The organism is Pandoraea sp. PE-S2T-3, assembly GCF_002179965.1.
Taxonomy (GTDB): Bacteria; Pseudomonadota; Gammaproteobacteria; order Burkholderiales; family Burkholderiaceae; genus Pandoraea.
The window spans coordinates 248211-259574 of the sequence record NZ_NGUQ01000008.1 but is presented as its reverse complement, the minus strand read 5'-3'; the positions used below and the strand labels follow the sequence as shown (position 1 = coordinate 259574).

At 62.0% G+C, this 11364-nt stretch carries 8 protein-coding genes and 1 pseudogene; 5 read left to right on the top strand and 4 right to left on the bottom strand.

Annotated features, from left to right (window positions below):
• Positions 1-422: 422 nt before the first annotated feature.
• A complete protein-coding gene (locus tag CDV46_RS06840) occupies positions 423-2504 on the bottom strand; it encodes an OPT family oligopeptide transporter (RefSeq protein WP_087722147.1) in 2082 nt (693 codons plus the stop codon).
• 328 nt (positions 2505-2832) lie between these two features.
• On the opposite strand from CDV46_RS06840, the gene CDV46_RS06835 reads away from it, so the two are divergent.
• A complete protein-coding gene (locus CDV46_RS06835) occupies positions 2833-4347 on the top strand; it encodes an MFS transporter (protein WP_087722146.1) in 1515 nt (504 codons plus the stop codon).
• A 4-nt stretch (positions 4348-4351) separates the two neighbouring features.
• Here CDV46_RS06835 and CDV46_RS06830 read toward each other — a convergent pair whose 3' ends face one another.
• Together CDV46_RS06830 and CDV46_RS06825 are read right to left on the bottom strand one after the other, a co-directional pair.
• Positions 4352-4801 (bottom strand): type II 3-dehydroquinate dehydratase, encoded by a 450-nt coding sequence (locus CDV46_RS06830; RefSeq protein WP_087722145.1) that lies wholly within the window; start codon positions 4799-4801, stop codon positions 4352-4354.
• 34 nt (positions 4802-4835) lie between these two features.
• Entirely contained in the window at positions 4836-6293 is a 1458-nt protein-coding gene (locus CDV46_RS06825; protein ID WP_087722144.1) for an MFS transporter, read from the bottom strand.
• A 225-nt stretch (positions 6294-6518) separates the two neighbouring features.
• Between CDV46_RS06825 and CDV46_RS06820 the strand changes: the two genes are divergently transcribed.
• Entirely contained in the window at positions 6519-7301 is a 783-nt protein-coding gene (locus CDV46_RS06820; protein WP_087722143.1) for an IclR family transcriptional regulator, read from the top strand.
• 49 nt (positions 7302-7350) lie between these two features.
• Here the strand turns inward: CDV46_RS06820 and CDV46_RS06815 are convergent, their stop codons facing one another.
• Positions 7351-8571, bottom strand: a complete 1221-nt coding sequence (locus CDV46_RS06815) for a serine hydrolase (RefSeq protein ID WP_254915952.1) — start codon at positions 8569-8571, stop codon at positions 7351-7353.
• A 353-nt stretch (positions 8572-8924) separates the two neighbouring features.
• On the opposite strand from CDV46_RS06815, the gene CDV46_RS06810 reads away from it, so the two are divergent.
• The 3 genes and pseudogenes from CDV46_RS06810 (at position 8925) to CDV46_RS06800 (ending at position 11292) form a co-directional block, all read left to right on the top strand.
• Positions 8925-9755: a MetQ/NlpA family ABC transporter substrate-binding protein gene (locus tag CDV46_RS06810; RefSeq protein ID WP_087722142.1), complete on the top strand. Its 831-nt coding sequence runs from the start codon at positions 8925-8927 to the stop codon at positions 9753-9755.
• Between the two features lie 18 nt (positions 9756-9773).
• Positions 9774-10574: pseudogene (locus CDV46_RS06805) on the top strand (methionine ABC transporter ATP-binding protein); the annotation flags it as partial.
• 73 nt (positions 10575-10647) lie between these two features.
• Positions 10648-11292 carry a methionine ABC transporter permease gene (locus tag CDV46_RS06800; protein ID WP_058379821.1) on the top strand — a complete coding sequence of 215 codons (645 nt, stop codon included), beginning with the start codon at positions 10648-10650 and terminating at the stop codon, positions 11290-11292.
• The last annotated feature ends 72 nt before the right edge of the window (positions 11293-11364 follow it).

Sequence of the window (11364 nt, the reverse complement as noted above, 5' to 3'; positions counted from 1 at the left end):
TTTGCTTCGCGTTCAGATCCCTTCTGGTGTTCTCCTTCTTGGCGCACTTGGTCTCTCGAGTTGGCTCGGCGGCCGGTCTGCGCCTTCGCGTGGAGTGGAATGCGGAATAGGCGTCAGGACTCGAAATCGCGCTGAAGCGGTGTTGCGTTGACTAATGCCAGAACGCGTTCACTCGCAGTGCTCGCAGTGTCGTGCCGCGTTAGGAGATGAAGCTGGGGGAAGAGAGGGTCTGCGGGGAAGGGCTCTGATCTACGGTGACGGCGAGAATGACCCTCCATCACATCAGAACCAAGCGCTACCGCTGACGTTGCGTCTAAGCCGGTGTCGGTCGGATATCGAAGCTTTCGACATCCGACCTAGCGCTAACAACTATCGCGAATAGAAAAACATCACAAACAACAGCGATCGCGAACTGCCGCTATTTATCGCGGTACCGCCGCCAATACACGGCGAACTAGCACGACGCATACGGCGACAAATGCTGCGAATGCGATCCAATCGGCTGTCCCGGCAAACCCGCTGCCTACGATCGCCAACGGTGCATCCGAGCCAGTAAAGCCAACCACCATCGCCATCGCGACACCCACAAGGCTTTCGCCGACAATCAGCCCCGACGCTAACAACACACCGCGTCGCTCAGCGGCGTCCGCATACGGTCCGAAGTCTTTGCCATGCGCTTTCGCACGCGCCTTCATCACCCGGTGCGAAATCCAACCTAATACCGAACCAATCACCAACGCCGAACCAATCGTCGGCGGCAGGTAAATACCAATCCCCACAGCAATCACTGGCAAGCGCGCAACGCCACCGCGCTTTGCCAGCATCGCATCGATGGCAATCATCACCAGTCCCACCACCGCGCCAATGCCGAGCATCGACCAGTCGAGCTGATGCGTGAAGATGCCCTTGGCGATCGCCGTCATCAGAATGGCCTGCGGCGCCGACAAGGCCTGCGACGGATCCATCCCGGCGCGCGGCAACGCATCCGTAAAGCCATACGCGTTGTAGAGCAGATTCAACACCGGCGGAATCACCGCCGCGCCGACCACGCAACCCACCAACAACGCCACCTGCTGGCGCCACGGCGTCGCACCCACGAGCCAACCCGTCTTCAGATCTTGCAGGTTGTCGTTCGAAATCGTGGCAATTGCGATAACAGCCGCCGTCGTGAAGAGCGCCAGCGCAATCGCCAGCTTGCCGCCGGCGGTCGTATCGAGCAGACCGCTCGCCTGGCTCACGCTGAGAATCAACAACGAGACCAGCACCACCGCGACGATACCGATGCCGGAAATCGGACTCGCCGATGACCCGACCAAGCCCGCCATATAACCGCAAGCCGCAGCAACCAAAAAGCCGAAGACCACGGCAAACACCACGCTGCAAGCCACCAGCGTCGCAATGCCGCCGATCGACAACGGTGCGTCCGCAAGGAACACACCGAACGTCACCACCCAGACGGCAACGCAAACCAGCGTCAAGCCAATGACCCAGCGCGGCGAAAGATCCTGTTCCGTCCGGCCGAGCTTCACGCCCGTGCCACGAGCCCGCGAGTGCCCCAACGCCGCGAACGACGTCTTGACGCCTTCGACCATGGGCTTGGCGAGCGTAATAAGCGTCCACACGGCGGCAACGCCGATGGTGCCCGCGCCAATGAACCGCACCTTGTGCTGCCAGAGCCCGTTCGCGAACGCGGCCATCGCCTGCCCATCGGTATTGGGCGTAATCGACGTCAGCACCGGCACCGCAATGCCCCAGCTCAATAGGATGCCGAGCAGAATCGCCAGACCCGAAACAATACCGATCAGATAGCCCGCCCCGATCAGTGCCAGCGAAAAGCCACTAGTCAGTCGAAAGACCGCCGTGCCAGCAGGAATCCACGCGGTAATGCTTTCCCCAAAAATCTTCAGACCATTCGTGGCGAATGCGAACAACGCCGATACCACGCCACCAAACGCAATCTCGCGCACGCCACTGCCACCCGCCGCATTCGATTGACGATCCGACTGACCGTTAGCGGAATTCGAGGCCGACGCATCGTCGCCTTCACTGCCGACACGAAGAATTTCAGCCGCCGCCACACCTTCCGGATAAGGCAGATCGCTGTCCACCACCATCGCGCGTCGCAACGGGATCGTGAAGAGCACACCGAGAATGCCGCCCGACGCGCAAATCGCGAGCGTCAAACCAAACGGAAAACCTTGCCAATGCCCAATCATCAACAGGCCCGGCAAAACGAAAATGATCGACGAGAGCGTGCCGGCCGCAGACGCCTGCGTCTGCACCATATTGTTCTCGAGGATATTGCCGCCACGCAGTGCGCGCAGCACGGCCATCGAGATCACGGCCGCCGGAATAGACGATGAAAAGGTGAGACCGACTTTCAAGCCGAGATAAACATTGGAGGCGGTGAACACCACAGTGATCAGCGCGCCGAGAATCATGCCGCGTACCGTTAATTCGGGTAGCGAAACTGCGTCGGGAATACGAGTCGGTTGAGAAGCCATGTGTACGAATTAGGGGGGATTTTCGCCCGATGGGAATGTGGCGCAGATTGTATGCGTCCGGCTGTCATGCCGCCAGTCTTGACGGCCGTGATTGTGCGTCTGCTCGAATCCCACTTCTAAATCCCAAATGCACCGGCTAATCCAATGCAATAACCCATTCACCGCAAGAATTGACCAAATACTGCGCATATCCATCTAGTTTTCGGATGGAATCTAACTTTTCCTAATTCCTTTAATGATGGATGATTCGGGTTTTCCCTTGGGTGATAACAAAGCCCGGATCCGCCAAGGCGAGTACGAACGGATCTGCGCATAAAGGAGTTCTTCGATGTCCAGTCTGCATACCTCTTCGCATCCAGTGCCTCAAACCAGCGACCGTCGTCGCTGGCTGGTGCTCGCGATCGTTTCGGTGGCGCTGCTGCTCATCGTGATCGACATGACGGTGCTCTACACGGCACTGCCGCGTCTGACCCACGATCTCGCAGCGACGGCGTCCGCCAAGCTGTGGATCGTCAACGCGTACGCGCTTGTCGTCTCCGGCCTGTTGCTCGGCATGGGCACGCTCGGCGACCGCCTTGGTCACAAGCGTCTGTTCATCGCCGGGCTGGCCGTCTTCGGTGTCGCCTCACTGGCGGCGGCTTTCTCGCCCGACGCCAACCTGTTGATTGCCGCTCGCGCACTGCTTGGTGTAGGTGCCGCGATGATGATGCCGGCCACGCTCTCGCTGATTCGCCTCACGTTTGCCGATTCGCGCGAACGTGCGTTGGCCATCGGCATCTGGGCATCGGTCGCGTCAGGCGGTGCCGCGTTTGGCCCGGTCGTCGGTGGTGCGTTGCTCGAACACTTCTGGTGGGGCTCGGTCTTCCTGATCAACGTACCCATCGTGTTGCTCGCGTTGCCGCTGGCGTACTGGCTGATTCCGAAGGGTGGCGCGACGTCGACGCAGCCGTGGGACTGGTTCGGTTCAGTGCTCTTCATGGTGGGCCTGGTCGGTCTGACCTATGCGATCAAGTCGGCCGGCAAGCCTTCGCCTGACTGGTCGACGGTGGGCGTGGCGCTTGTCGTGGGTGGCGTTTTCCTCGCGGCGTTCGTGCGCCGTCAACAACGCAGTGCTCACCCGTTGCTCGACTTCAAACTGTTCCGCAATCCGGCATTCGCAAGTGCTGTCGTCGCGGCGCTGGTCGCGTCGGCATCGCTGATCGGGATGGAACTGGTATTCAGTCAGCGTCTGCAACTGGTACTCGGCTATTCGCCGCTCGAAGCCGGTTGGGCCATCGTGCCGTTGCCGCTCGCTGCCTTCGTCGCCGGGCCGATTGCCGGTCAACTGTTGCCGCGTCTGGGGGGCGCCCGCATGCTGCCGATCGCGTTGCTGATCTCGGGGATCGGGATGGCGGGCTATCTGTTCGTGCGTGACATGGGGCTGATGCCGTCGATCATCACGTTGGCCATTCTCGGCTTTGGCGTCGGCGCGACGATGACCGCCGCGTCGAGTACGATCATGCAGAGTGCGCCGCCGGAACGTGCCGGGATGGCGGCCTCGGTTGAGGAAGTCTCGTACGAACTTGGCGGCGCGTTGGGCGTGACGTTCATGGGCAGTCTGCTGTCGTTCGTGTACGCCCGTGGCATGCAAGTGCCACAGACCGATGCACTGCCGAGCGTAGTGCGCGATAGCCTCGACGAGGCGCAGATCGTTGCCGAACAATTACCGGCGGCACTCGCCGAGTCGCTCACGCGTCTGGCGAATACCGCCTTCGATCAAGGCTTCAATGCCGTGATCACGGCGGCAGCCATCTTGCTGATCGCCACCGCCGCGTGGGGCCGCTGGCACGCCCGGGCGCGCTAGTTATTTAAGAACGCGCTGCCCTCAACATCCCGGCCATCGCGTGCAGTGCCAGCGGGTAGCACTGCACGCCGAGACCGCAGATCACGCCCGTCGCCACGGTCGAAATCAACGAGTGCCGGTAAATCTCATCGCGCTTGTGGATGTTGGTGATATGTACCTCGATCAACGGGCGCTCGATCAGCTTCGCAGCGTCAAGCACCGGAATGGATCGGAACGAGAAGCCGGCCGGGTTGAGGATGACGCCCGCGCCGGCTTCGAACGCTTCCTGCAACCAGTCGATCATCGTGGCTTCGCTGTTCGTCTGCCGGAACTCGCAACGCAGTTCAAGCTGCGCTGCCACTGACCGCACGGTCGTTTCGATCTCGGCGAGCGTGGTGTGCCCGTAGAGGTGCGGCTCGCGCTTGCCGAGCATGTTGAGGTTCGGTCCGTTGAGGATGTAGACAAGATCGGACATGGTGGTGAATGCGTTTCCCGTGAAAGACAAATAATCAATGGCTGTTGCGCATGCCATGCGCACCGTCGACTGGCGCGACGCGCGAGACATTGGCCGCGCTGCCGGTGCCGCTACCGCTACCGCTACCGAGCGTCGCCAAGTGTTCAGCCTCCGCAGCATCGCCGGTGAGCGCATGCGTCGAGTCGGTGCGGTGCATGTCGATGCCGCGCGTCTCCGGCCCAATGAGAATGGCGGCCAGCGAAATCACATTGAGCGTGGCGCACAACGCCACCACAGCCCAAGGTGATCCGTTGCTGATCGAGAGCAGCCAGACCGCGACCATCGGCATCGGCCCGCCCGTGAGCAGATTGGCCCCGGTATAGGCGAGCGCCGAGCCCGAGTAACGGACGTTGGTCGGAAACGCCTCGGCAAAGGCCACCGGCTGAATACCACTCTGGTACTGCGTGAAGCCGAGAAAGAGCCCCATGATCAGCAACATCGGCACGAAGCTGCGCGTATCCAGTACGGAGAAATACACGAGCGAGATCAGCAGCGTGGCGCATGAGCCAATCGCCAGCGCCTTCTTGCGGCCGATCCGGTCACTCAGCGTGCCGCCGATCAGCGCACCGAAAATGGCGAAGATATTCGCGCCCATGAGCAGCATGAATGCCGTCTGCTTCGGCACGCCAAGCGTCTTGGTGATGTAGCTCAGCGAGAACACCACGATCAGATAGAAGATCGCCGCGGGGCCGCAAAAGAACAGCGTCCAGCGAATCAGCGGCTTGTAATGCAGGAGTACGGCATCGCGCAGCGGGTTGCTCACCTTCACGACCTGCGTTGCTTGTTTCATCGCGGCAAACGCCGGTGTCTCGTGCACTTTGAGCCGGATGTATACGCCGACGATCACCAGCAGAACACTCATCACGAACGGCACACGCCATCCCCAAGACTCGAACGCCTCGGTCGACAGCGATGCCGATAGCCCGAACAGCGCCGCGTTGGCGAGTATCTGACTGACAGGGGAGCAGATGCCCAGCAACCCGGAATATCGGCCGCGCCGGTCGGGACTCGCGTGTTCGATGGCCATCAGTTGCCCGCCCGTCGACTCGCCACCCAGCGCGAAGCCCTGCACGATGCGCAGCACCACCAGCAGAATCGGCGCCCACACGCCGATTTGCGCGTACGTGGGCAGCAAGCCCATGAGCACCGACGCCACACCCATGACCGATACCGTGGCAAGCATCAGATTGCGCCGCCCGAACTTGTCGCCGAGCGAGCCGCAAATCACTGCGCCCAACGGGCGTGCCGCCAGTCCGACACCGAACGTCGCCAGCGAAGCGAGCAGGGCCGATGTCGGCTCCATCGCGGGAAAGAACAGCTTCGGCAGCAAGGTCGCCGCCAACGCACCGTACAAAGTGAAGTCGAACCATTCGAGCGCGGTGCCGATGGTGGCGGCGGTGACCGCCCGTGTCTGCATCGACGCGTCCGACGCAGAGGTCGCTACGTGTGTCATGCCTGTCTCCTGACTATTTGATCTGTCGTCATGCCCCATCGTCGCAGTTGCGGAGCGCCGGGAAAATCGGCATCTCCCAGCACTGTGAGTCGAAGATGGGGACCGCCCGGGCGTGTCCCGGGCTGGCAAGCGAGATAGTAATGAGCCTGTTGGAACACTATTCCAGACTGGAATCGCATGTCACAATGCGGAAAAATCGAACAGTGATTAACCAACGGAGACGGTATGAACGGCGTGATGGAGCGCACCCTCGCGATTCTGGAACTGCTGGCGCAGCAAGTCGGCGGCACGCCGCTGGCGTTCATCGCCGATGAACTCGACATCCCGCGCAGTGCCTGCCACCGGTTGCTCACCGACCTGAAGGGGTTCGGTTATGTGCGCCAGTTGCGCGAGCATGGCGACTATGTGCTGACGACCAAGCTGGTGGGGCTGGGCCTGAGTTTCCTGAGCACATCGGGGATCATCGACATGGCGCAGGCGATTCTCGATCGACTCGCCGAAACGTCGGGTGAGTTGGTGCGTCTGGCCATCGTCGATGGCGATCGCCTCACGTGGGTCGCGAAAGCGCAGGGCGCGATGAAGGGGCTGAAGTACGACCCGGACATGGGGATGGACACCGTGCTGTCGTGCTCGGCCACGGGTCACGCGTGGATGATGACGATGAGCGACGAGCGCGCGATGGCGTTGGTGAGCCGTCAGGGATTCGGGCAGCCGAAGGACTATGGCCCCAATGCGCCGACGACCGTGCAGGGACTGCTCACGTTTCTCGACGCCGCCCGGCAGCGCGGCTACGCCACCATCAACGAAGTGTTCGCACCCGGGATGACCGCGATGGCGGCCCCGATTTTGCGTCGGGGCTATCCGGCGTTGGGCGTGATCAGTATTGCCGGCCCGCTGATTCGGCTCGACGAGGCGCGTATGGCGCGGCTCGGTCCTGCGTTGATGGCGGCAGCATCCGAGCTTGCCGCCGCAAGCCACGCCTCACCGCTGTTCGAGCGGATCAGTTGATCGACTTATCGACCTGTCGACAGATCGACCGCAACCACACGCTGTTCATTCACTGCAACGAGCACGACAACCAATGCGCGATGCGCACGCCGTCCAGACGTGAGCCTTCCGGCGTGTCGCTGCCCAGCATCGTGACGATGACGGGGCGGCGCTTGTGCACCATCACGCGCATCACCATGTTGTGACCGGATTCATTGATGAAGCCGGTTTTCTGCACGCTCGCATGCACCTTGCCGTAGCGCACCAGCCGATTGGTATTCACGTACTGCAACTGCCCCTTGCCCGTGCGCACGAGTTGCTGATGATCGATCGAATACTGGCGAATGAGCGGATAGCCGTTCGATGCACGCACCAGTCTTGCCAATTCACGCGCGGTAGACACGTTGCGCGGTGAGAGCCCTGTCGAATTCTCGAAGCGCGTGTTGGGCATGTTGAGCGTCCTCGCCTTGGCATTCATCGCTGCAATAAACGCGGGGCGACCGCCCGGATAATCTCGGCTCATCGCCGCCGCGGCGCGGTTCTCCGACGCCATCAGCGAGATATGCAGCATGTCGCGACGCGTCAGCGTCGAGCCCACGGCCAGCCGTGAATGCGTGAATTTCAGCGTATCGAGGTCATCTCGCGTGACGGTGAGCGACTGGCGCATCGACGGTTGATTGTCGAGCCAGACGACGGCTGTCATCAGTTTGGAAACCGAAGCGATGGGCATCACACGATCGGCATTCTGAGCGAAAAGCGGCGTATGTGTTTTCTCATCGACGATATAGACCGCCCGTGAGAACAGCCGTTTTCGCGAGGCCGGTGTAAAGCCACAGCGCGCGAGCAGACGAGGTTGCGCATCAGTGCTGATCTGCTTGCCAGACGACGCCTGTGCAGATGCCGTGGCCGCCGCTGTCACCGGTAATGCCGCTGCCGTGCGTCGTTTTGCAGCGGGCGCTCCACGCTTGGCGGCCTTCGCAGCACGCGGCGGCGGTGTTGCCTTGCGTGACGCTTTGGTACGCGCGCTCGCCGCCGATTTCCTGACGGGCTTCTTCGCTGCCACCTTCGCCGCTGCCTTTTTCTTCTTCGTCACATCCTGCCGACGTTTTCCTGCGCTGGTCTGATGCGCGGTCGCGCCGAGCGCATCGCTGACGGGCAGCCCCGCAATGAGCAGGACGATACCGAACAGCATCAGGCGAGCGAGCGCCACCACACGCGGCGACACGCGATACAGGCGCGGCAGAGTGGGGCTGAACAGCAGGGGCAACGTTGGGTCCCACAGAGCAGACATCTTCGGGCGGTTCCAGAAAAAGAGGGGGCGGATGGCAGTCGCACACAAAAGCGGTCACCTCGTGCAGCGCAGAACGGCGCACGAGAGCCGCCCACGAGAGGCGGGTGCAACACTTGGGGAATCCCTGTTGGACGATACGAGGCGCTGGAGTTCCTGCTCTTTCTCGTGGCGTATTACAAAAAGTTACAAGTGATTGCCAAGCGGCGCACGAAAGCTCCGCGTGCCCGGATGAATTAGCTTTCCGAAATTGGTTATTGGACGCTCCCCGCGCCCACTTCCTAGACTGTCTCTTCGCCTGAATCGGGCACACCAATACAACGCAGTCAAACGCAATCACGTCAGGGGAAATCACAATGCAACGCCGCCAACTCATTCGCTTGCTCGGCAGTCTCTCACTGGCGCTATCCATCGGCACGATGGGCACCCTCGGCGTGACGAACGCGATAGCCGCCGACAAACCGCTCAAGGTGGGCGTACGCGGTGGCGTTGACGAAGAGATTTGGGAAGTGGTCACGAAGGTGGCGAAGTCGCGCGGCCTGAACGTCGAGACGGTTGTCGTCACCGGCACGGCCAGCCCCAACGAGGCGCTCAACAGCGGCGACCTTGACGCCAACTCGTTCCAGCACATCCCGTTCCTGCGCGATCAGGTCAAGCAGCGCGGTTACAAGATCGTGGCCGTGGGCGACACGCTGATCTCGCCCATCGCCTTCTATTCGAAGAAGTACAAGTCGCTCGAATCGCTGCCGGTCGGCGCCAAGATCGGCCTGCCGAACGACCCGAGCAACCAGACGCGTGCGCTCGTCATCCTGCGTGACCACGGTCTGATCAAGCTGCGCGACGGCTTCGACCCGTACACCGGCACGGCCACGCTGGCCGACGTCACCGCCAACCCGCGCAAGCTCGACTTCATCGAAAGTGCCTCAGTGGTGCTCGCGCGCTCGTTGCCCGACGTCGACGCCTCGGCCATCGTCAACAGCTTCGCGTATCAAGCCGGGCTGATCGCCACGCGTGACGGCATCGCAGTGGAAAAGCGTGAGAACAACCCGTACGTGAACATCATCGCCGTGCGCGAGAAGGACAAGAACGCGCCTTGGGTCGCCCCGTTGATCAAGGCTTATCAGTCGGAAGAAGTGCGCAAGTTCATCGAGACCAAGTATCAGGGCTCGGTCGTCCCGGCCTTCTGAACCAAGGAAAAATACGCGATGACGTTACGACAGACTGCCGCCGCCCCCGTCACGCGTTTGCCTACGGCGGCGACGCGCGAGATCGCCCATATCACCTTCGACGCACTGGGGAAGGTGTACCCGGGCGCATCGAGCGCCGCACTGCACGACGTGTCGTTTGCCGTGCGGCGCGGCGAGAGCTTCGGCATCATCGGCCGCAGCGGGGCGGGGAAATCTACGCTGCTGCGCACGATCAACGCACTGGAAATCCCGAGCGAAGGGCACGTCAAAGTCGACGGGGTCGACGTGGCGACGCTGGACGAAGATGCCCTCGTCAGCTTGCGCCAGCGTGTGGGCATGATCTTTCAGCACTTCAACCTGCTTTCGGCGAAGACAGTATTCGAGAACGTGGCGTTGCCGCTGCGTGTGGCTGGCGTGCCGAAAGCCGCGATTGCGCCGCGCGTAAACGAACTGTTGTCGCTGGTCGGGCTGACCGGGAAGTCGGACGCCTACCCCGCGATGCTCTCGGGCGGGCAGAAACAACGCGTGGGGATTGCGCGGGCGCTCGTGCACCGGCCGGAAATCCTGCTGTGCGACGAAGCGACGTCGGCACTCGACCCGGAGACGACCGATGCCATCCTCACACTCCTGCGCGACGTGCAACGCGAGTTCGGCCTGACGGTGGTACTGATCACGCACGACATGGGTGTGATTCATCAGGCTTGCGACCGTGTGCTGGTGCTCGATCAGGGCCGGATTGCCGAACTGGGCCCGATCGACGAAGTGTTCGAGAACCCGTTGGCCGAGGCCACCCGCGCACTGCTGCGACCGCTGCAACACGCGTGGCAGGGCCGCAATGCCGCAGCGGCGACACGTCAGCGCGCCGTCTGAACGCCAACCGAAATATCACATCATGATCGACAAATATCTGCGCGCGTTGGGCGAGACCTTGTTGATGGTCACCAGCGCGTGCGCCATCGTTTTCGCCGCCGGCATGCTGATTGCCGTGGTGCTGGTGCTCACCGCACCGGGTGGGCTGGCCCCGCGTCCCCGATTCAATCGCGCCCTGTCGGTGGTCGTGAATCTGTTTCGCGCCGTGCCGTTCATCATTCTTCTCGTCGCGCTGCTGCCGGTTACGCGCTGGCTCGTCGGCACGACCATGGGCACTTGGGCGGCGGTGGTGCCGCTTGCCGTGCACCTGATTCCGTTCTTTGCGCGCGTCACGCAAGTGGGGCTGCGCGAAATCGATCCGGGGCTGATCGAAGCGGCCCGTGCGATGGGGTGCCGCCGTTGGCACATCGTGCGCCACGTGCTGCTGCCCGAAGCGTTGCCTGCCATTCTCGGCGGTGCGACGGTGACGGTGATCGCGATGGTGGGCGCGTCGGCCATGGCCGGTGCCGTCGGGGCGGGTGGTCTGGGCGATCTGGCCGTGCGCTACGGCTACGAACGCTATGAGACGAGCGTGATGTTCAACGTGATCATCATTCTCGTGGCGCTGGTGACCTTCGTGCAATTTGCGGGCGAGCGTCTCGCGCGCCGCGTCGATCATCGGCGATAGGCCACTCACCCTGCGACGCGTGTGCGTCATCAAGTACGGCATCAAAAAAATGGGGCCGCCTGAGTGAATCAG

What these genes read in the sequence shown, in the direction of transcription:
- CDV46_RS06835 (WP_087722146.1), top strand. Translation starts at nt 2,833, where the DNA reads ATGTCCAGTCTGCATACCTCTTCGCATCCAGTGCCTCAAACCAGCGAC.
- CDV46_RS06810 (WP_087722142.1), top strand. Translation starts at nt 8,925, where the DNA reads ATGCAACGCCGCCAACTCATTCGCTTGCTCGGCAGTCTCTCACTGGCG.
- CDV46_RS06815 (WP_254915952.1), bottom strand. Translation starts at nt 8,571, where the DNA reads ATGTCTGCTCTGTGGGACCCAACGTTGCCCCTGCTGTTCAGCCCCACT.
- CDV46_RS06840 (WP_087722147.1), bottom strand. Translation starts at nt 2,504, where the DNA reads ATGGCTTCTCAACCGACTCGTATTCCCGACGCAGTTTCGCTACCCGAA.
- CDV46_RS06830 (WP_087722145.1), bottom strand. Translation starts at nt 4,801, where the DNA reads ATGTCCGATCTTGTCTACATCCTCAACGGACCGAACCTCAACATGCTC.
- CDV46_RS06800 (WP_058379821.1), top strand. Translation starts at nt 10,648, where the DNA reads ATGATCGACAAATATCTGCGCGCGTTGGGCGAGACCTTGTTGATGGTC.
- CDV46_RS06825 (WP_087722144.1), bottom strand. Translation starts at nt 6,293, where the DNA reads ATGACACACGTAGCGACCTCTGCGTCGGACGCGTCGATGCAGACACGG.
- CDV46_RS06820 (WP_087722143.1), top strand. Translation starts at nt 6,519, where the DNA reads ATGAACGGCGTGATGGAGCGCACCCTCGCGATTCTGGAACTGCTGGCG.